This window comes from Acidocella sp. C78, assembly GCF_907164655.1.
Map to the genome: position 1 here is coordinate 1 of NZ_CAJQZK010000070.1, position 19,916 is coordinate 19,916.

Genomic DNA, 19,916 nt, shown 5'->3' on the forward strand with positions numbered 1-19,916 from the left:
ATCGATGTATTTCTTCAGGATACCGGCGCCGACCGTGTAATTCGGGTCGACGAAATTGCCGAGCCGCACCCGGCCGCACTGGCTCAGCATCATGTAGGCGTCCCACCGGTCGAACCCGTATTCCGCCTCGAGCCACAAGACGAGATCGCGATAGGCGATGCGCGTCGCATCCTCAAGCGGCCGGGCCGAGCCGATCGCCATGATGAAATCCTCGCGCTCCAGCCGCGGCCATTCGAGCGCCCAGTTCTTGATCAGGTCGACACGGATGGTGGTTTCCGAGGCGTATTCCACCGCCGTGCCGCACACCTCGCCATCGCCCTGGCAGCATGGGCATCGCCGATGAACAGCCGCGCGCCCGGCGAGCGCACCGGCAGATAGGTGATGCTGCCCGGCCCCATGTCCGGCAGATCCATGTTGCCGCCATGCGAACCGGGCGTCAGCGAGTTGATGCTGTCGATTTCCGGCGAGGTGGAGAGCGTGCCGATATGCGGCGCATAGGGCAGCACGACGCGCGCGCTCCAGCGCACCTCCTTCTCGTTCACCGGCACCTTGCGGGTGATTTCGGGCAGCGGCGGATTGAGTGTTGCGTAAGGGCTGTGCCGGTGAGCGCGCCGAATTGCGGGATCATGCAGCAGGTGCCGTGCGGATCTTCGCCGCGCGGGCGCATCCGTTCGATATGCACGGCGATCGCATCGCCGGGTTCCGCGCCTTCGATCATGATCGGCCCGTTCTGCGGATTGACGAAGGGCATGCGCAGGCGGCGGCTCGGCTTGTCGCGCTCGGTGCGGATCGCGCCCTCGAAGGCGTCGCGGGTCTCGACCACGATACGGTCCCCGGATCAACCGTCAGCACCGGTTCGGAATAGGGCCGATCGTGTAGTGATACTGGCCCTGCATGTCCTCGGTGAGCTGGTGGACGCGCGGCTTGCGGGCCCAGCCGACGCCCCGCCGCGCCACGATCGATCTCGCAATCCAGTTCGTCGCCTTCGCCATGTCTCCCCTCCATCGCCGCGCGGACACAGCGCCCGCCAGCCGCAAGTGCCGTCGCCTCAACGGCCGGATGATGCGGCGTTTGCGCGCCCCGCGCAATTGCATCCAGCCCCCGGAACCCCACATCCGCCAGCATATCCGTGCCGTCACGAAACAATTTGCCGAAGGAGAAAACGATGGATCTCGGCCTGAGCGGAAAGCGTGTGCTGGTGACCGGCGGCTCGAAGGGCATCGGCTTTGCCTGCGCCGCGGCATTCATCGCCGAGGGGGCGGAAGTCGCGATCTGCTCGCGCCAGCAGGCCAATCTCGATGCGGCGAGGGCGACGTTGCGGGTCGGCGCGGCCTTCGCGGCCGATCTCAGCGATCCTGGTCAGGCGGGCGCAATGGTGGCGGCGGCCGAGGCCGAACTCGGCCCGATCGACATTCTCGTCAACAGCGCCGGCGCGGCGCGGCGCACCCCGCCCGACGAGCTGACCCCAGCCCATTGGCGCGCCGCGATGGACGCCAAGTATTTCAGCTACATCAACGTGATCGATCCGCTGGTGAAGCTGATGGCGGCGCGCGGCGGCGGGGTGATCGTCAACGTGATCGGCAATGGCGGGAAGATCGCCTCGCCGGTGCATCTGGCCGGCGGGGCGGCGAACGCGGCGCTGATGCTGGCAACCGCCGGCCTTGCCACCGCCTATGCGAAACAGGGGGTGCGGGTCGTCGGCCTCAATCCGGGACTGACCGAGACCGGGCGCGTCGCCGAGGGGCTTGCCTCGGATGCGCGGCTCGCCGGGATCAGCGTCGACGAGGCGCGAGCCCGCGGCATCGCCCGGATTCCGCTTGGTCGGATGGCGACGCCGGAGGACATCGCCAATACGGTGCTGTTCCTCGCCTCGCCCCGCGCCAGCTATGTGACGGGCGTGAACATCACAATGGACGGCGCTTCCACCGCCTGCGTCGTTTGACAACGAAAGGTTGGATGACATGACGGATCAAGCCAGACGGCATTATCGCCGCGCCCTGATCGTCGGCGCCGGCAGCGGGCTGAGCGCCGCCCTCGCCCGACGTTTCACCGCGCAGGACATGAGCGTTGCACTCGCCGCGCGGAATCCCGACAAGCTCGCGCCGCTCTGCGACGGTATCGGGGCGCAATCCTTTGCCTGCGATGCCGCCGACGCGGCGGCGGTCGCCACGCTGTTCGAACAGGTGGAAGCCAAGGGCGGTGCGCCGGATGTGGTCGTCTACAACGCGTCGGGACGGGTGCGCGGCCCGGTCGCGACCCTCGATCCCGAGGCGGTTGCGCGCGCCCTCGCGGTTTCGGCCTTTGGCGGCTTTCTCGTCGGCCAGCGCGCGGCGCGGCGGATGCTGGATGCCGGAAGCGGCGCCATCCTGTTCACCGGCGCCTCGGCCAGCGTGAAGGGCTATGCCGAATCGGCCGCCTTCGCGATGGGCAAGTTCGCCTTGCGCGGCCTTGCCCAGAGCATGGCGCGGGAACTCGCGCCGAAGGGCATCCATGTCGCGCATTTCGTCATCGATGGCGGCATCAGCTCCGCCAGCCGCCCGGTGCCGGCGGATGCGCCGGACAGCCTGCTCGACCCGGAGGCCATCGCCGAGACCTATCTCCATGTCCTGCACCAGCCGCGCAGCGCCTGGACCTGGGAGGTTGAACTCAGGCCGTGGGTCGAGCGGTTCTGAGCGTCCGTCCCGCCCGGCGATTGCGCGCGCCGATGGTTTGACGCATGTTCCGCGCACAAAGAAACCAAAGAACGGGAGCCGTCCATGCTGGGCCTGATGCAGCACCATGAACTGATGATCTCGGACTTTCTGGTCCACGCCGCCCGGCATCATCCGCGGGCGGAAATCGTCTCGCGCCTCGCCGGCGGCATTCATCGCCAGAGCTGGGTGGATACGGCGCGGCGGGCCCGCCAGCTTGCCCGCGCGCTCGGCCGGCTCGGCGTGCGGCCGGGTGACCGCGTGGCCACCCTCGCCTGGAACAATCATCGGCATGTCGAACTCTATTTCGCGATTTCCGGCTCGGGCGCCGTGGTCAACACCGTCAATCCGCGCCTCGCGCCCGACGACATCGCCTATATTCTGGAGCACGCCGAGGATGGCGTGCTGTTCGCCGAGGCCGATTTCGCGTCCCTTGTCGAACAGGTTGCCGGCAAGCTGCCGGCGGGATTGCTGCGCCAGGTGGTGTTTCTCTGCGACGCGGCGGACCTGCCCTGCATCACCCTGCCCGCCGGCGTGGCAATCGCCGATTACGAAAGCCTGATCGGCGCCGAAACCGATGACTACGACTGGCCCCGCTTCGACGAGCGGACCGCCAGCGGCCTGTGCTACACCTCGGGCACGACGGGCCGGCCGAAGGGCGTGCTCTATACCCATCGTTCCACCGTGCTGAAGGCGATGGCGGTGAACGCGGCGGATGCGATTGGCCTCAAGGCGGCCGACCGGCTGATGCCGGTGGTGCCGATGTTCCATGTCAACGCCTGGTCCCTGCCCTATGCCGCCGCCGCCGCCGGCACCTCTCTCGTGATGCCCGGCCGCTTTCTCGACGGGCAGAGCCTTTACGACCTGATCGAGGCCGAACGCGTGACCTACGCCTCCGGCGTGCCGACGGTCTGGCTCGGCGTGCTCGCCCATGTGCAGAAGACCGGCGCCCGCTTCACCACGCTCGAACGCATGGCCGTCGGCGGATCTGCCTGCCCGGAGGCGCTGTTCGATGCGTATGACGCGCTGGGCGTCACCATCGTCCATGCCTGGGGCATGACCGAGAGCAGCCCGATCGCCACGGTGGCGACCCCGGTGCCCGGCGTCGATGCCGCAACCGCGCGGCGGCAGCGGCTGAGCCAGGGCGAGTGCTGTTCGGGATCGACCTGCGGGCGCGGCGCGGCGCCGAGGAAGTGCCGTGGGACGGCGAGACCGCCGGCGACATCGAGCTGCGCGGCCATTGGGTAACCACCGGCTATTACCGGATGCCGAAAGGCACGACCGAGGATGGCTGGTTTCCCACCGGCGATGTCGGCATGGTCGACCCCGACGGATTCGTGATCCTCACCGATCGGAGCAAGGACCTGATCAAGTCGGGCGGCGAATGGATCAGCTCGATCGATATCGAGAACATCGCGGTCAGCCATCCGGCGGTCGCCGAGGCCGCGGCGATCGCTGCGAAACACCCGAAATGGGACGAGCGGCCGGTGGTGATCGTCGCGCTGAAGCCGGGCGCGAGCACCACCCGCGAGGAACTGCTCGCGGTCTATGAGGGCAAGGTGGCGCGCTGGGCGGTGCCGGATGACGTGATCTTCGTCGACGAACTGCCGCATGGCGCGACCGGCAAGCTGCTCAAGACCGAGCTGCGCGCCCGCTTCGCCAACCACCTGACCGGCAAGGCGGATAGCGCGACGGGCTGAGCGGCGCCGCCTCCGGCCTCAGCCGCACAGCCGGCGCAGCGCGCGGGCGGCGACCACCAGTGCGGCGAGATCGGGCATCAGGGCGGCTTCGTGCGCGAGTGCGATGGCACCTTCGGCGGCATTGCCCAGGGTAAAGCGCAGGGACGCCGGATCGCCGCCGCCAGCCAGCGTCGCCTCGACCAGCGCGCTCTGGATCTCGTTCAGCTCATCCGCCAGCGCGCCGACCGCCCTTGTCGTCCAGCCGCCACCGGCCGAGACACCGGCAAGCGCCGCGCGCAACGGGTTGAGCATGAAGACCTCGCCGGCGTCGGACCAGATCATGTGCACCATCTGCGGCGCGTGGCCGTGCCGGCCGGCGAGCCGGACCACGATCGGCGCCACCATCAGCTCAGGCAGGGCCACGGTGAAGGCGGCGAGCGGCTGCGGCACCCCATGCGCGACAAGGGCGCGCACGTCTTCCGATTCCGCGAGCCTCGCACAGGAAGCGGCGCCGAGTTCCGCGAGACCGGACCGCAGCGCCTCGACCTCGTCGCCGATCGCGCGCAGGGGCGGGCCGGCCAGCAGGATACGCGCGGCCGCCTCCTGCAGACGGCGCAGGGCGAAGAGCATCGCGAGGCGCTGCGCCGCCGGCACCGCCATGCCCAGCGCCTCGACCTCGTGGCAGCGGGAGGGCAGATCGAACGCGGCGGCAGCGACCAGTGCCGCGAGGGCGATTGCCGGCGGTTCCTGCCCGGATTCGAGCGCGATCCGCCCGAAGGACGCCGCGCCCATCCGGTTGATCAACTCGTTGGTCACCGTCGTGCCGATCAGCGCGCGGCGCAGCCGGTGCCCGTCGATCTCGGCGCGGAAGCGTTCGCGCAGCGTGTGCGGAAAATAGTCGGCGAGAAGGTGGCCGAGTGCGGGATCGTCGACCAGCGTCGAGGCGTCGATCGCAGCGCCGACATGCAGCTTGGCATGCGCCATCAGCGTGCAGAGTTCGGGACGGGTCAACGGCTGGCCAGCGGCCGCGCGCGCCGCCATCGCCACCGCGTCCGGCAGGCCGGCCACCGCGCGGTCGAGCACGCCGGCCGCTTCCAGCTGGCTCATCAGCGCGTTCTGGGCCGGCAGATCGGCGGCGCCGCCAAGCGCATCGAGCGAGATCGCCTGCGATTGCTGGTGATTGTCGCGGAGCACCAGGGCGGCCACCTCGTCCGTCATCGAGCCGAGCAGATCGACCCTCTGATGCGTCGTGAGGCGGCCTGCCTCCATGGCACTCGCCAGCAGGATCTTGATGTTGACCTCGTGGTCGGAGGTCGAGACGCCGGCGGAATTGTCGAGCGCGTCGGTGTTGAGCCGAACGCCGGCCTGCGCCGCCTCGATCCGCCCCGCCTGGGTGACGCCGAGATTGGCCCCCTCGCCGATCACCCGCGCGCGGATCTGCCGGCCATCGACGCGGATCGCGTCGTTCGCGCGGTCGCCGGCATCGGCCTGGCTTTCGGACCCCGCCTTCACATAGGTGCCGATGCCGCCGAAATACAGCAGATCGACCCGCATGGAGAGGATCGCGCGCATGACCCGCTCGGGCTCATGCGCACCGGCTTCGAGCCCAAGCATCGCCGCCGCCGCCGCACTCAGCTCGACGGTCTTGGCGTGGCGCGGAAACACCCCGCCGCCCGCGCTGATCAGCGCTGAATCATAATCGGCCCAGGACGAGCGCTTCAGCCCAAACAGCCGCTGCCGTTCCGCGTGGCTTTTCGCCGGATCGGGGTCGGGATCGAGGAAGATGTGGCGATGATCGAAGGCGGCCAGCAGCTTCGTGTGGCGGCTGACCAGCAGCCCGTTGCCGAAAACGTCGCCCGACATGTCGCCGACGCCGGCGCAGCTGAAGTCCTCCCTCTGGATGTCGTGGCCGAGCTCGTCGAAATGCCGCGCGATATTCACCCAGGCGCCGCGCGCGGTGATGCCCATCGCCTTGTGGTCGTAGCCGACAGAACCGCCGGAGGCGAAGGCATCGCCCAGCCAGAAGCCGCGGGCGACCGCGATCTCGTTGGCGATGTCGCTGAAGGTCGCGGTGCCCTTGTCGGCGGCGACGACGAGATAGGGATCGTCGCCATCGCGCCGGACGATGCGCGGCGGTGTGGTCACGGCGCCGCCTTCGAGATTGTCCGTCACGTCGAGCATCGCGTTGATCAGCAGCCGGTAGCAGGCGATGCCCTCGGCCATGAACGCCTCGCGGTCGGCATTGGCGTCGCCGCTCGGCGCCGGCGGGCGCTTGAGCACGAATCCGCCCTTGGCGCCGACCGGCACGATGACGACGTTCTTGACCATCTGCGCCTTCATCAGGCTCAGGATCTCGGTGCGGAAATCGTCCCGCCGGTCCGACCAGCGGATGCCGCCGCGCGCGATCATGCCGCCGCGCAGATGACAGCCCTCCATCCGCGCGCCATGCACGAAGATCTCGAACATCGGCCGCGGCAGCGGCATGTCGCCGGCATGGGCGCTGTCGATCTTGAGGGCGATCACCGGCGTCGCTTCATCGTGGAAATTGGTCCGCAGCACCGCATCCAGCAGCCGGCGGTAGCGGCGCAGAATGCGGTCTTCCTCGGGATTGGGGACCGCATCGAGCAGGTCGCGCCAGCGCGTATCCAACGCCGCCTCGGCCTCCGGCTCGCGCACCCGGTCAGGGTCGAAGCGGGTGTGAAACAGCTCGATCAGCAAGCGGGTGGCCGCCGGGTTGGCGGCGAGCGCCGCCTCCACCGCGTTCTGGCTGAAGGGGGCGCGCACCTGGCGGCACCATTTGAACATCGCGCGCATCAGCCAGACCTCGCGCCAGTCGAGCCCGGCGCGGAGGATCAGGCGGTTGAACCCGTCGACTTCGACGCGCTGGTCGGATTCCGCCTCGATCGCGTCCAGCACCGCGCCAGCCCGTCCGGCAAGGTCGAAGACGGCGCCATCCGCCGTCTCCAGCGTCAGGCGCTGGAGCATCACCGCGCCGTCACGCGCCGCAAGGCGATATGGCACCTCCTCGATCACCCGCAGGCCGAGGCTTTCGATCAGCGGCACGATGTCGGACAGCGCCACCGCCTCGCCAGCCCGGAAGAGCTTGAGAACCACCCGGTCCTCCGCCATGCCGAAGGGCCGGGCGAGGGCGAGGCGAAAGCGGCCGGAGGCGCGCGCCGCGGAGGCCGCCTCGATATCCCGCACGGCGACATGGGCGGGGGTCGAGGCGGCATATTCCGGCGGAAAGGCATCACCCCAGCCGGCCAGCGTCGCCGCCGCCAGCATGTCGCCCTGCTCGCCGGCCAGCGCATCGGCCAGCCTTTCGCGGAAGCTGCGAGCCGCCTCCTTCATTGCCGCCTCGAGTGCGGCGACATCCAGCGCCCGCGCCCGCTGCGGATCGGCGGCGATGATGAAATTGACCCGCGCCAGCGGCCCATCGCCCATCGCCGTCGCGTAGCCGGCGAGTTCCCCGCCCACGGCGCGGTTGATCATCTCCGCGAGGGCGAGGCGCAGCGCCGTGTCGAACCGGTCGCGCGGCACGAACACGATGGCCGAGACATGGCGCCCGAACGGATCGCGCCGCAGGAAAAGCGCCAGTTCCGGCCGCACTTGCAGCCCCATCACCCGCATCGCCGCGGCGAGGATGTCTTCCGGTGGTCCCTGAAAGAGATCGTCGCGCGGCCAGGTATCGAGAATGTGCCGCAGCGTCCGGCCGTCATGCCCGGAGAGGCCGACGCCCGAATCCTGCATGATCCGCTCCACCTTCTCGCGCAGCATCGGAATGCTGCGGGGGTTGCGGTTGTAGGAGTCGGGCGCGAACAGGCCGGCGAACAGGGTGAGACCGACCGGCCGACCCTGCGCGTCGCAGCGCTTCACCACGACGACGTCGTAGAGCTGGGACCGCTGCACGCGGCTGCGGATGTCGGCCTTGGCGACGGCGACGCGGCCGAACCGGTCGAGCGCCTCCTCCGCCACCGCGCGCCACGATCCGGCATCGCGCAGGATGTCGAACAGCGCGACATCGGGCGCGCGCAGCACGCCAAGCCCCTCGGCGGCGGGGGCGAGGGCGAGATCAGCCGCGAAGCCGATCTGCCGCACCCCGAGGAGGATGAAATTGTCATCGGCGATCCAGCCCAGCAGGTCGCGCTCGGGCCCTTCGGCCAGTTCGGCGAGTTGCGCGGCGAGGTGCCGGTTCATGGCGACGGCATCGGCGACGGCGGCGGCGGCATCCTCCATCGCGCGGGAGATTTCGCCGCCGATCGTCTCCAGCCGGGCCGGATCGGTCTCGGGGCCAAACGCGACCTGGATCATCGATTCCGCGGCGCCGGCACCGATGCGACGCAGCGCCCCGGCCTCGTCGCGCTCGACCGCGAGCACCGGATGCACCAGCGCATGCACGGGCAGATCGAAACGCTGCAGCACCGCAAGGGCGGATTCGACGAGGAACGGCCGGTCGTCGTTGATCAGTTCCAGCACCGCGTTCGCATGGCCCCAGCCCTCGCCGCCACCACGCGGGTTGAAGACGCGCAGCCGGCTTTCGCCCGGCCGGCGTTCCTGGGCGAAGGACCAGAGCGACAGCGCCGCCGCCGCAACCTCCTCCGCCGGTCGCGCCGCGAGATCCGCCGTCGCGATCCCCGCCGCGTAATGATCGAGGAAGACGCAGGCCGCCTCCGCCTGCGGCCCGTGCAGGAAGCGGCGGATGGCGGCGGCAACCCCTCCCAGAAGCGCCTCGCGCGCCGGCCCCTGCCGCGCGCCCACTGTTGCGTCCTGGTTGCCCGAAACGCTGCCAGCCGGGCTCATGACCGGTCCTCGCCGCGGTTCGGTCGGCGCGCGTGCGCGCGGCAGGATGCCGGCGGCACGCAGAACAGACCCGAAATTGCGCGCTGGGTTCTCCTTGTACCGGACAACGCCGCAGCCTTGCCGACACTCGTCGCTGACTCGAGCATGACGCGCTTCCCTTCGTCCGCCGTGTCGCAGGACTGTCGATCCCGGCCGGAGGCTTGTCAATTCACGTCTCCCGCAGCTTGCCTCTCGCCCCGCATGTCCGGTTTGATCCGGCTCAAGGCGGGCGGAGCCGGGAGGGCTAGACTGTCGCCGCAACCTTCAGGGCCCGACGGACATGGACATCAGGCGCGAGCACAAGATCAATTTCTGGTTTCTGATCGCGGCGATGATCGGCGTGCTGCTGATCCAGACCCTCATCGCCCGTCCGCCAGACGTTCGCTCGATCCCGTACAGCACGTTTCTCTCACTGGTGAAGTCTGGCGGGGTGACCGACCTGCGGATCGACCAGGACCGGATCACCGGCCGTTTCACCAATCCCGCGCCCAAGACGCCGGCAACCTTCGAGACCAACCGCGTCGATCCCGCACTGGCAACGACGCTCGGGACCGCGGGCATCAGCTTCGCCGCCACACCCGGGCCCACGCTGATCGAACGCGCGCTCGGCTGGATTCTGCCGGTGTTTCTCTTCGGGCTCATCTGGCTGTTCCTGATCCGCCGCATGGCGGGGGATTCGGGTGTTGGCGGCATGATGTCGATCGGCAAGAGCCGGGCGAAAATCTATGTCGAGAAGGACATCAAGGTGACCTTCGCCGATGTCGCCGGAGTCGACGAGGCGAAGGCCGAGTTGCAGGAAGTGGTCGATTTCCTGCGGGATCCGAAGGAATACGGGCGGCTCGGCGCGCGCATCCCGAAGGGGATCCTGCTGGTCGGCCCACCCGGCACCGGCAAGACGCTGCTGGCCCGCGCCGTCGCCGGCGAGGCGGGGGTGACGTTCTTCTCGATTTCGGGGTCGGAATTCGTCGAGATGTTCGTCGGCGTCGGCGCAGCACGGGTGCGCGACCTGTTCGAGCAGGCGCGGCGGCAGGCGCCGGCGATCGTCTTCATCGACGAACTCGATGCGCTCGGCCGCGCGCGCGGCGGCATCTTCACCGGCGGCGGGCACGACGAGAAGGAGCAGACGCTGAACCAGTTGCTCACCGAGCTTGACGGGTTCGACAGCAGTACCGGCGTCGTTCTCCTCGCCGCGACCAACCGGCCCGAGATTCTCGACGCAGCCTTGCTGCGCGCCGGCCGGTTCGACCGTCAGGTGCTGGTCGACCGGCCCGACCGCAAGGGGCGCATCGCCATACTGGGCATCCACGCGAAGCGGATCACCCTCGCTCCGGATGTCTCGATCGAGCAGGTCGCGGCGCTGACGCCGGGCTTCACCGGTGCCGATCTCGCCAATCTCGTAAACGAGGCGGCACTGCTCGCCACCCGCCGCCGGGCCGATGCCGTGACGCTGGAGGATTTCAACCAGGCGATCGAGCGGATCGTTGCCGGGCTGGAAAAGCGCAACCGGCTGCTCAATCCGCATGAGCGGGACATCGTCGCCCATCACGAAACCGGCCATGCGCTGGTCGCCATGGCGCTGCCGGGTGCTGATCCGGTGCAGAAGATCTCGATCATCCCGCGCGGGATCGCCGCTCTTGGCTACACGATCCAGCGCCCGCTCGAGGACCGCTACCTGATGGACCGGCGGGAGCTGTTCCAGCGGATGACGGTGCTGCTGGCCGGGCGCGCCGCCGAATCGCTGGTGTTCGACGAGGTCTCGACCGGGGCGGCCGACGATTTCGTCAAGGCCACCGAAATCGCCCGCAGCATGGTGCTGCGCTATGGCATGGTGCCGGAGCTGGGGCTGGTCGCCTACGAAACGGATACGGGCAGCGCCTGGCTCGGCGGGGCTGCTTCCGGCGATCTCCGACCGCGCCGGTATGGCGAGCGGACGGCGGATGCGATCGATGCCGCCGTGCGGGACATTCTCGATACCGCCTTCGAAGCGGCGCGGCTGATCCTGCGGCAGAACCGCGCCCTGCTCGACGAGGTGGCGGATGATCTGCTCCGCCGCGAAACGCTCGCCGCCGCCGAACTGCGGCTCGTCGAGGCCCGTGTGATCCGGCCCTCCGCCCTGCCCTTCCTGCCGGCGCCGGATCAGCCGCAGGCGGCGGCGAGCGTCACCACGATCGGGTGATGGTCCGAGCTGCCGCGCGCCAGCACCCGCGTCTCGTGCGCGTGCAAGCCACGCACCATGCAGCGATCGAGCCGGAACGGCACCATCTCGCCGGCACGACAGGTGGTCTGGCGCGGCCCGACATCGCGAAACCCCCTGAGGCGGATCGGGCCGACCGCGTTGTAGTCGCCAAGGATCGCCGCCGGGCCATCGATGAGCCGCGCAATATGACGAAGCTGCAGCCGGTTGAGCATCTGGCCGTGCGAGAGGTGAACGTTGGCAAACGTGATCCCGCCCGCCTCCACCACCAGAGCGAGGCGCGGCGGCACCCGGCCGGGCATCACCGAAGCGGGCAACCGCACCGTTCCGGGCTCGATCAGCGGCACCGGGCTCCATGCCGCGAGTCCGTAGATCCGCCCCTGCATCGGCGCGCGATAGAACCAGCCGCCGCAGAGATCGGTAACCTGCGCGATGGATTCGGTGGCCTCCTGCATCAGCATGAGATCCGGTTTGTGTTCATCGATCAGCGCCGCGACCTCGCGGGCCTCGGCGCCGACCCGGCGAAGCAGGTTCCAGCTGATCAACCGCATCCGCACGTCTCCCGTCATCCGCGCGGCAGGACCCGCCGGCCGCTTGTTGCATATCAGGATATGGTGGCAACGCCCCGATCTTGTGTATGCATGTCGGCATGGCAGCCCATGACGGGTGGCGCGGATGCCGCCGCTGATCCTCCTGGCTCTGGCGATCCATATCGGCATCGCCGCCGCGGTGACCCGGCACGCCCTGCTGCGCAAGGCGGATGTGCGGGCGGCGCTCGGCTGGATCGCCGTGGCCTGGCTTTCGGCGATCATCGGCGGTCCGCTTTACTTCGCCTTCGGTATCAATCGAATCAACCGCCGCGCGGGGCGCCTCTCCACGCAAGCCGAAAACCTCGGCGTCCGCTTCGGCGACGCCGCACCGCCCGAAGCGCCGCCCCCGCTGCAGGCGCTTGCCCGCGTCGGCCAGCGCGTCACCGGCGTGCCTGTGCGGCAAGGCAATGCCGTCGCGATCCTGCATGGCGGGGACCGGGCCTATCCGGCCATGCTCGATGCGATCGGCGGGGCGCGGCACAGCATCGCCCTCGCCTCCTACATCTTCCGCCATGACGATGTCGGTCGCGCCTTCATCGCAGCGCTTGCGGCGGCGCAGGCGCGCGGGGTCGCGGTACGCGTTCTGATTGATGGCGTCGGCGGCGGCTGGCTGCGCGCGGCCACCTTCCGCGCGCTGCGCCGCTCCGGCGTGCCATGCGCGAAGTTTCTCCATAGCTGGGCCCCTGGCGCATGCCGCTGCTGAACCTGCGCAATCACAAGAAGCTGTTGATCGTCGATGGCGAAGCCGGCTTCACCGGCGGTCTGAACATCGGCGCCGAGAATCTTGCGCATGGCGAGGCGCGCAAGCGGGTGGACGATGTTCACCTGCGCATCGAGGGACCACTTGCCCGGCAGTTGATGGCGAGCTTCGCGCAGGACTGGCTGTTCACCACCGGCGAGGCGCTGGACGGCCCGGCATGGTGGCCGGAGATCGCGGACGCCGGCGCAACCCCCGCGCGCGGCATCCGCTCCGGGCCGGACGGCGACCTGTTCAACCTCGAGACGATCCTTGGAGCCGCGCTGACCCTCGCCGAGCGCCGGATCAGAATCGTCACCCCCTATTTCCTGCCTGATACGCGGCTGGAATTCGCCCTCGCCCAGGCGGCGCTGCGCGGGGTCGAACTGCAGATCGTGATCCCGGCGCGGAGCGACCACAGGCTGATGGACTGGGCGATGCGCGCCCATCTGCGCTTCTTTCCCGCCATCCGCCCGCATGTCCGGCTCGGCGCGGCGCCCTTCAACCACGCCAAGCTGGTCACGATCGATGGCGCCTGGTGCCTTGTCGGCAGTTCCAACTGGGATACGCGGAGCCTGCGGCTGAATTTCGAGTTCGACGTCGAATGCTATGATCCCCGGCTCTGCGCCGAAATCGATGCTCTGATCGACGGCAAGGTCGCCGCCGCGGCGGCGTTGCCGCAAGTGCCAGCTTCGACCGGCCTCGCGCCGCTGCGTGACGCGGCGGCGAGGCTGCTTTTGCCCTATCTGTGATTGACGACCGCCTGGCCGGGCGGTGCGCTAGCTTTCAACGCATACAATAGAGGCCCACATCCGATCCGGAAGGATCGCAAACCGATCTACGGCAGCAACCCGAGCGCCGTGCGGGTCAGTTCGCCATCCGGGCGCCGCAGCGCGTCCAGGATGGTGAAATGATCGGCTCCCGCCACCGGCACCAGCGGCCCCGGCGCGTGGCTCGCGGCGCGCAACGCGTGCAGGTCGCGGCTATCGCTCACCAAAGCCGCGAGTTCCCGGCTTCCATAGGCGATGGCGAGCGGCTTCGCGACCACTGGCAGCCGCAGCGGCGACAGCGCGGCCACCTGCTCGTCGGTGAGGTGGAGCTTCTCGTCGAGATAGGTATCGCGCAGCGGCCCAAGCTCGAACACGCCGGAAATGGCGAGGCCGGCCGTCACGCGCGGATGGTTCAGCCCCATCGCCGCGAGATGCCCGCCGGCCGACCAGCCCGAAAGCACCACCGGTCCGGTGACACCTTGGGCGGCGCCGTGTGCGGCCAGCCAGTCCAGCGCCTGATGGATCTCGGCAACGATTTCGGCGAGCGTGACCTCCGGCGCGAGCGTGTAGCCCGGCAGGGCGCAGGACCAGCCATGCGCGCGCACGCCCTCGGCGAGGCAGGCGAAATCCTCCCGCCGGTTGCGCTGCCAGTATCCCCCGTGAATGAACACGAGGCACGGCGCTCCGGGCGTCTCCGCCGGGTAGATGTCCCACAGATTGCGCTCGCGCGGGCCGTAACGCAGGTCGAGCGCCGTGGCGTGGCGGGCGCGGTATTCGCGCGAGGCGGCGATCCGCGCCTCGTTCAGCGCCGGGCTTTCCGGCACCGCTGACGTGTTGTCATAGGCGCGGTCGCGCTCGGTGCGGCTCATCCGGCCCCATTCGGCGCAGAGCCCGCGCAAGGGCGGCATGGTCATGCGTTGTCTCTCCCGGCAGCAGGGTCAGCGATGGCGGGAGACGGCGTAATCCGCCGCCTCCATCATGAGGGCGCGCAGCGGATCGTCCGGCAGGGCGGCCAGCGCGGCCTTCGCCTTGTGCGCGAAGGCGCCGGCTTCGCGAAGGGTCTGCCCGATGGCATCGTGCCTGGCGATGAGATCGAGCGCGGTGGCGAGATCGGTTTCGGTCTGCTCGCCGGTCTCGATGGTCCGCCGCCAGAACGCGCGCTCGGCGTCGTCGCCGCCGGCATGGGCGACCAGAACCGGATAGGTCAGCTTGCCCTCGCGGAAATCGTCACCCACGGTCTTGCCCAGCTCGTTCTGATCGGCCGCGTAGTCCAGCGCGTCGTCGACAAGCTGGAACGCCATGCCGAGTGCCGCGCCATAGGCCGAAAGTGCCGCGCAGATGTCCCGGTCGCATCCGGCGACGACACCGCCAACCTCGCAGGCGGCGGCGAAGAGCGCGGCCGTCTTGCCTTCGATCACCTTGAAATAGCGCGGTATGTCGGTGCCGAGATCGTTCTGGGTCGAAAGCTGGAGCACCTCGCCCTCGGCGATGGTGGCCGAGGCGTTGCAGAGAATCCGCAGCACCTCCAGCGAGCCATCCTCGACCATCAGCTCGAAGGCGCGGGCGAACAGAAAATCGCCCACCAGCACCGAGGCCTTGTTGCCGAAGACGGCGTTGGCGCTGGCCAGCCCGCGGCGCAGCTCGCTATCGTCCACCACGTCGTCATGCAGCAGCGTGGCGGTGTGGATGAACTCGACGCAGGCGGCGAGGCGGATATGGCGCTCGCCGCGATAGCCGCAGAGCCGCGCGGCCGCCAGGGTGAGCAATGGCCGCAGCCGCTTGCCGCCCGCGGCCACGAGATGCGCGGCGAGTTGCGGGATCAATTGGACATCGCTCGCCATGCGGGCGACGATCGTCCGGTTCGTCTCGTCCAGATCGTCCCGCAGGACGGAGGCAAGCCGATTCAGTGAGTCGTCATGCGAATGCATGCGCGCGTTTCCGGCATCCTGTCCCGACGTCAGCAGTCCATCCACAGCCGGTGTCAACCTTGTGTTTCCATTGAGATACGGACAGCATATCGGCCGGAAGGTTGAGGGGTCAAGGCGGCGGGTCATCCGCCCCAACCCGCGGGAGACGAGCGGCGTGGAAACGATCATAGCGTCCAACGACACGATCAGGCTGAATTTCCTGATGGCGCTGCTGCGCGATGCAGGGCTGGCGCCAGTGTTGCTCGATCAGAACATCGCCGCGATCGAGGGCAATATCGGCGCCTTTCCGCGCCGGATCGCCGTTGCCGCGGACGAGGCGGCGCAAGCCCGCCGGATTCTGCTCGAAGCCGGCGAGACATGACCCGCACCGAAGGCACCTTGCTCGCCGGCCGCATCCGATACGCCCAGCCGGCAACCGGGCATCGCAGCGGAATCGAGCCCGTGCTGCTCGCCGCCGTTGTGCCGGCGCGGCGCGGCCAGCGGGTGATCGAGGCCGGAACCGGCGCCGGCGCCGGGCTGCTCTGCCTTTCCCACCGGGTAGCGGGACTATGCGGCGCCGGCATCGAGCGTGACCCTGCGCTGGCCGCCATCGCCCACGCCAACCTGCGCGCGAACGGGCAGGAGGGACTCGCCGTCATTGCCGCCGACATCACCTGCCCGCCTCTCGCCGGGCCGTTCGACCACGCTTTCGCCAACCCGCCCTGGCGCGCCCCGGCCGACACGCCATCGCCCGATCCCGGCCGGCGACTCGCCTATGAGGCGCCAGGCGGGCTGCTGGCGGCCTGGACGGCATCTCTCGCAAGCCTGCTGCGCCCGCGGGGGAGCCTGTCGCTGATCCTGCCCGCCGCCTCGATCGACGCGGCACTCGAGGCCACCCGCGCCGCCGGCTGCGGCTCCCTGCGCATCCTGCCGCTCTGGCCGCGGCCGGGCCGGCCTGCGAAGCTGTTCATCCTCCAGGCCATCCGCGGCGGTCGCGGCCCGACCGTGCTGCTTCCGGGACTCGTATTGCACGAGGGCGAAGGGTTCAGCGAAGCCGCCAATCTCGTGCTGCGCGACGGGGCGGCGATCGATCTCTGAGCCCACGGCCTCATCGCCGCGCGGGATGCAGGCCGGCCGGCAGCACCGGCTCCAGATGCGGCCAGAGGTCCGGGTCGGGCACTTTCACCAGATCGTGCGCCAGCGTGCCGATCAGGTTGCGCGCCGGCAGCGGAGCGAGCGCATCGCGCAGCGTCGTCAGAAGGCGGGCTGGCGCCACCAGGATCAGCCCGCCGAAACTGCCTTCCGGCAGGGCGTTCAGTTCAGAGGCGACGGTGCGGGCAAAATCGGTCTTTTCCATCTGGTGCGGATCATGCCGGGGCTGCACCGCATGATGCGCCGTTGCGCCGGTATGAAACGAGGCGCCGGGGCCATCGCTGCGCAGATCCGACGAACGCAGATGCGCGGTCACGGATTCGAAGCGCCGCTCGGTCTCGAACTTGCCGGGAGGGCGGACCCGCACGAACCGGGCCTGCGCGCCATCGGCGATCACGATCAGGAGATTCTCGCTGCTGGCCATCGTGGCGGGCTCCACACGATCTGATCGGCCGATCCTAGCCCAACGTGCCGGCTGAGGGAGTTGTCTGATCGGGTGAAGATGCGCAGCTTATCAGGCAGACAGGAGCCGGTGCGCGGCCTGTGGGGCCGCCATCCTTGACGATCCGCACGCCAGCCATGCGCAACAACCGTGGCAGCGCGTGGTCCGGTTGATTTCCGTCATGGAAACGTTTCGCAATCGCAGGCACACCGCGCCGCCGGAAATACCGGCAACACAGGGAGTTCACGCGGGATGTATCGTGACCGGATCAGGCAGGAAACACTCTGGGGCAAGGTGATGTCGGCCGAGGAGGCCGCGCTGTCGATCAGGAACGGAATGGTGGTCGGCATGAGCGGCTTCACCCGGGCGGGTGACGCCAAGGAGGTGCCGGTGGCCCTCGCCGAGCGCGCCCGGCACGATCCGCTGCGGATCACGCTGATGACCGGCGCCTCGCTCGGCAACGATATCGACAAGACGCTGGCAGAAGCCAACGTGATCGCCCGCCGCATGCCCTTTCAGGCAGATCCGGCGCTGCGACGGCGGATCAACGACGGCAAGGTGATGTTCATCGACCAGCACCTGTCCGAAACGGTGGAGCAACTGCGTGCGCGCCAGCTTCGCCCGGTCGATATCGCCGTGGTCGAGGCGACGGCGATCAACGAGAAAGGCGGCATCGTGCCGACCACCTCGGTCGGCAACGCCGCGAGCTTCGCGGTGCTGGCGGAGAAGGTGATCGTCGAGATCAACATGACGATGCCGCAGGAACTCGAAGGCCTGCACGACATCTACTTCCCCTCGCGCCGCCCCTATCGCGAGCCGCTCGGCGTGATGCGGCCGAGCGACCGGATCGGCCTGCCCTATGTGCCGATCGACCCGCAGAAGATCATCGGCATCGTCATCACCAGCAAGGCGGACAGCCCCTCGCGCATCGAGCCGCCCGATGACCACACCGCCGCGATCGCCGGGCACCTGCTGGAGTTCCTCGACCACGAGGTGCGCGAGGCCCGGCTCTCACCTTCGCTGATGCCGTTGCAGGCCGGCATCGGCAGCATCGCCAACGCGGTGCTGCACGGCTTCACCGAAAGCCGCTTCGGCAACCTCACCATGTATTCCGAGGTGCTGCAGGACAGCACGATTGCCCTGCTCGACAGCGGCCGCCTCGTCTTCGCCTCCGGCTCGTCGATGACACTGTCGAAACCGCTCTACGAGCGGGTTCTGGGCGATATCGGCCGCTATCGCGACCGGCTGGTGCTGCGCCCGCAGGAAATCAGCAATCACCCTGAAATCGTCCGCCGCCTCGGTATCATCGGCATCAACACGGCGCTGGAGGTGGACATCTACGGCAACGTCAACTCCACCCATGTCGGCGGCACGCACATGATGAACGGTATCGGCGGCTCCGGTGATTTCGCGCGGAACGGCCATCTCTCCGTGTTCGTCACCAAGTCGCTGGCCAAGGGCGGCAAGATTTCGAGCATCGTGCCGATGGTCTCGCATGTCGACCATACCGAGCACGACGTGGATGTGATCGTCACCGAACGGGGGCTGGCCGATCTGCGCGGCCTCGCCCCGCGCGAGCGGGCGTCGCTTGTCATCGACACCTGCGCGCATCCGCTCTACCGCGAGGCGCTGCGCGATTATTTCAACGAGGCAGCCCGCAGCCGGGGCGGGCAGACGCCGCATCTGATAGAGCAGGCGCTGAGCTGGCACGCCCGGCTGCGCGAGACCGGCTCCATGCTGGAGTGAGGCTTTGGTGCCACGCGCGGAAGCTCCGGCGCAACACCGCGGCGTCAGACCCGCATCGGCATGAGAACGAAGATCGCGCTCTCGTCGCCGGCGGCGCGCACCAGGGTCGGCGCGGCGCCGTCGGCGAAGCAGAACTCCACCTTGCCCTTGATCTGCTCCGTCACATCGTTGAGGTAGCGGGCCTGAAAGCCGATCTCGAGCGGTGTCGAATGATATTCGACCTGCGCGGCATCGAGTTCCTCGGTCGCCGTGCCCTGGTCGGGGCTGGTGGCGGAAAGCACCAGGAGGTCGCGCCCCACGGACAGTTTGACCGGCTTGTTGCGCTCGGAGGCGATGGCCGAGACGCGCGCGACCGCGGCCGAGAATTCCGCCGTCTCGACACGCAGCACCTTGTCGTTGCCGATCGGGATGACCTTGGAATAGTCGGGATAGGTGCCATCGATCAGCTTGCTGGTCATCCGCATCGTGTCCAGCTCGAACTGGATGCGGGTTTCCGACAGCCCGATCGAGACATCGCCGGAGGCCTCGTCGAGCAGCTTGCGGATTTCATTCACCGTCTTGCGCGGGACAATCACGCCGGGCATCCCCGCCGCGCCCTCGGGCAGCGGCTCCTCGACCCGGGCGAGACGATGCCCGTCCGTCGCCACGGCACGCAGGACCGGCACACCGTCCGATTCGGCGGCGTGCAGGTAGATGCCGTTGAGATAGTAGCGGGTTTCCTCGGTCGAGATCGCGAACCGGGTGCGGTCGATCAGCCCGCGCAGCGCCTGCGCCGGCACCGCGAAACGGTGGGTCAGCTTGCCGGCGTCGAGCTTCGGAAACTCATCGGTCGGCAGCACGACGAGCTTGGTCGCATAGCGCCCGGCGCGCAGCGCGAGCGGCGCGTCACCGCCCGGATGGTCGAGTTCGATCTCGGCATTGTCCGGCTGACGGCGCACGATCTCATAGAGGGTCGCGGCCGGCGCGGTCACCGATCCGTCCCGCATGGTCGTCGCGGCGACGTCCTCGATCAGCGCGATTTCGAGATCGGTCGCGGCGACCGTCAGCCGCCCTTCCCTCACCGCCAGCAGCACATTGGCCAGGATGGGAATCGTGTTGCGTTTTTCGACCACGTTCTGAACATGGGCCAGCGCCTTCAGCAGCGTTGCCCGATCCGCCTTGAGCTTCATGC

General features: G+C 68.9%; 19 protein-coding genes and 1 pseudogene. 10 read left to right on the forward strand and 10 right to left on the reverse strand.

What is annotated here, in order from left to right; translation table 11 throughout:
- The 4 genes and pseudogenes from ACIDOCELLA78_RS85540 to ACIDOCELLA78_RS85555 form a co-directional block, all read right to left on the reverse strand.
- Positions 1–291, reverse strand: a pseudogene (locus ACIDOCELLA78_RS85540) (acetamidase); the annotation flags it as partial.
- Entirely contained in the window at positions 252–542 is a 291-nt protein-coding gene (locus ACIDOCELLA78_RS85545; protein ID WP_249675369.1) for an acetamidase/formamidase family protein, read from the reverse strand. The pseudogene ACIDOCELLA78_RS85540 and the gene ACIDOCELLA78_RS85545, both read right to left, overlap by 40 nt.
- The gene (locus tag ACIDOCELLA78_RS85550) at positions 539–823 is read right to left on the reverse strand and encodes an acetamidase/formamidase family protein (protein ID WP_249675372.1); all 285 of its coding nucleotides are present in this window, start codon (positions 821–823) and stop codon (positions 539–541) included. Before ACIDOCELLA78_RS85550 ends, ACIDOCELLA78_RS85545 begins: the two co-directional genes overlap by 4 nt.
- A 22-nt stretch (positions 824–845) precedes the next feature.
- The gene (locus ACIDOCELLA78_RS85555) at positions 846–992 is read right to left on the reverse strand and encodes a hypothetical protein (RefSeq protein ID WP_249675375.1); all 147 of its coding nucleotides are present in this window, start codon (positions 990–992) and stop codon (positions 846–848) included.
- 173 nt (positions 993–1,165) lie between these two features.
- On the opposite strand from ACIDOCELLA78_RS85555, the gene ACIDOCELLA78_RS85560 reads away from it, so the two are divergent.
- The 4 genes from ACIDOCELLA78_RS85560 to ACIDOCELLA78_RS85575 all read left to right on the forward strand — a co-directional run bounded on the left by ACIDOCELLA78_RS85560 (position 1,166) and on the right by ACIDOCELLA78_RS85575 (position 4,390).
- Entirely contained in the window at positions 1,166–1,942 is a 777-nt protein-coding gene (locus tag ACIDOCELLA78_RS85560) for an SDR family oxidoreductase (protein WP_201728146.1), read from the forward strand.
- 19 nt (positions 1,943–1,961) lie between these two features.
- On the forward strand, positions 1,962–2,672 hold the full coding sequence (locus ACIDOCELLA78_RS85565; RefSeq protein WP_201728147.1) for an SDR family NAD(P)-dependent oxidoreductase: 711 nt from the start codon (positions 1,962–1,964) through the stop codon (positions 2,670–2,672).
- Positions 2,673–2,756: 84 nt separating this feature from the next.
- Positions 2,757–3,938 (forward strand): AMP-binding protein, encoded by a 1,182-nt coding sequence (locus tag ACIDOCELLA78_RS85570; protein ID WP_283770816.1) that lies wholly within the window; start codon positions 2,757–2,759, stop codon positions 3,936–3,938.
- Positions 3,839–4,390, forward strand: coding sequence for an AMP-binding enzyme (locus ACIDOCELLA78_RS85575; protein ID WP_283770817.1), 552 nt, complete (start codon positions 3,839–3,841; stop codon positions 4,388–4,390). The genes ACIDOCELLA78_RS85570 and ACIDOCELLA78_RS85575 overlap by 100 nt, the downstream gene beginning before the upstream one ends.
- Before the next feature lie 18 nt (positions 4,391–4,408).
- On the opposite strand, the gene ACIDOCELLA78_RS85580 is transcribed toward ACIDOCELLA78_RS85575, so the two are convergent.
- On the reverse strand, positions 4,409–9,169 hold the full coding sequence (locus ACIDOCELLA78_RS85580) for an NAD-glutamate dehydrogenase domain-containing protein (RefSeq protein WP_201728148.1): 4,761 nt from the start codon (positions 9,167–9,169) through the stop codon (positions 4,409–4,411).
- A gap of 319 nt (positions 9,170–9,488) precedes the next feature.
- On the opposite strand from ACIDOCELLA78_RS85580, the gene ftsH reads away from it, so the two are divergent.
- Entirely contained in the window at positions 9,489–11,384 is a 1,896-nt protein-coding gene (gene ftsH, locus ACIDOCELLA78_RS85585) for an ATP-dependent zinc metalloprotease FtsH (protein WP_201728149.1), read from the forward strand.
- Here the strand turns inward: ftsH and ACIDOCELLA78_RS85590 are convergent.
- Complete coding sequence (locus ACIDOCELLA78_RS85590; RefSeq protein WP_201728150.1) at positions 11,345–11,953, reverse strand: endonuclease/exonuclease/phosphatase family protein; 609 nt, start codon at positions 11,951–11,953, stop codon at positions 11,345–11,347. The two genes, ftsH and ACIDOCELLA78_RS85590, sit on opposite strands and share 40 nt — an antisense overlap.
- A gap of 124 nt (positions 11,954–12,077) precedes the next feature.
- On the opposite strand from ACIDOCELLA78_RS85590, the gene ACIDOCELLA78_RS85595 reads away from it, so the two are divergent.
- Together ACIDOCELLA78_RS85595 and ACIDOCELLA78_RS85600 are read left to right on the forward strand one after the other, a co-directional pair.
- Positions 12,078–12,695 carry a phospholipase D-like domain-containing protein gene (locus tag ACIDOCELLA78_RS85595; protein ID WP_249675378.1) on the forward strand — a complete coding sequence of 206 codons (618 nt, stop codon included), beginning with the start codon at positions 12,078–12,080 and terminating at the stop codon, positions 12,693–12,695.
- A complete protein-coding gene (locus ACIDOCELLA78_RS85600; RefSeq protein ID WP_249675381.1) occupies positions 12,683–13,480 on the forward strand; it encodes a phospholipase D-like domain-containing protein in 798 nt (265 codons plus the stop codon). The genes ACIDOCELLA78_RS85595 and ACIDOCELLA78_RS85600 overlap by 13 nt, the downstream gene beginning before the upstream one ends.
- A gap of 86 nt (positions 13,481–13,566) precedes the next feature.
- Here the strand turns inward: ACIDOCELLA78_RS85600 and ACIDOCELLA78_RS85605 are convergent, their stop codons facing one another.
- Both ACIDOCELLA78_RS85605 and ACIDOCELLA78_RS85610 read right to left on the reverse strand, forming a co-directional pair.
- Positions 13,567–14,412 carry an alpha/beta hydrolase gene (locus tag ACIDOCELLA78_RS85605; protein WP_201728151.1) on the reverse strand — a complete coding sequence of 282 codons (846 nt, stop codon included), beginning with the start codon at positions 14,410–14,412 and terminating at the stop codon, positions 13,567–13,569.
- Between the two features lie 24 nt (positions 14,413–14,436).
- The gene (locus tag ACIDOCELLA78_RS85610) at positions 14,437–15,426 is read right to left on the reverse strand and encodes a polyprenyl synthetase family protein (protein ID WP_201728152.1); all 990 of its coding nucleotides are present in this window, start codon (positions 15,424–15,426) and stop codon (positions 14,437–14,439) included.
- Between the two features lie 154 nt (positions 15,427–15,580).
- Here ACIDOCELLA78_RS85610 and ACIDOCELLA78_RS85615 point away from each other — a divergent pair, with 154 nt between their 5' ends.
- Together ACIDOCELLA78_RS85615 and ACIDOCELLA78_RS85620 are read left to right on the forward strand one after the other, a co-directional pair.
- On the forward strand, positions 15,581–15,787 hold the full coding sequence (locus tag ACIDOCELLA78_RS85615; RefSeq protein ID WP_201728153.1) for a DUF2007 domain-containing protein: 207 nt from the start codon (positions 15,581–15,583) through the stop codon (positions 15,785–15,787).
- Positions 15,784–16,503, forward strand: a complete 720-nt coding sequence (locus ACIDOCELLA78_RS85620) for a tRNA1(Val) (adenine(37)-N6)-methyltransferase (protein WP_201728154.1) — start codon at positions 15,784–15,786, stop codon at positions 16,501–16,503. Before ACIDOCELLA78_RS85615 ends, ACIDOCELLA78_RS85620 begins: the two co-directional genes overlap by 4 nt.
- A 10-nt stretch (positions 16,504–16,513) precedes the next feature.
- Here ACIDOCELLA78_RS85620 and ACIDOCELLA78_RS85625 read toward each other — a convergent pair whose 3' ends face one another.
- Positions 16,514–16,981: a host attachment protein gene (locus tag ACIDOCELLA78_RS85625; RefSeq protein WP_201728155.1), complete on the reverse strand. Its 468-nt coding sequence runs from the start codon at positions 16,979–16,981 to the stop codon at positions 16,514–16,516.
- Positions 16,982–17,251: 270 nt separating this feature from the next.
- Between ACIDOCELLA78_RS85625 and ACIDOCELLA78_RS85630 the strand changes: the two genes are divergently transcribed.
- The gene (locus ACIDOCELLA78_RS85630; RefSeq protein ID WP_201728156.1) at positions 17,252–18,745 is read left to right on the forward strand and encodes an acetyl-CoA hydrolase/transferase family protein; all 1,494 of its coding nucleotides are present in this window, start codon (positions 17,252–17,254) and stop codon (positions 18,743–18,745) included.
- A 44-nt stretch (positions 18,746–18,789) separates the two neighbouring features.
- Here the strand turns inward: ACIDOCELLA78_RS85630 and dnaN are convergent, their stop codons facing one another.
- Positions 18,790–19,914: a DNA polymerase III subunit beta gene (dnaN, locus tag ACIDOCELLA78_RS85635; protein WP_201728220.1), complete on the reverse strand. Its 1,125-nt coding sequence runs from the start codon at positions 19,912–19,914 to the stop codon at positions 18,790–18,792.
- Between the last annotated feature and the right edge of the window lie 2 nt (positions 19,915–19,916).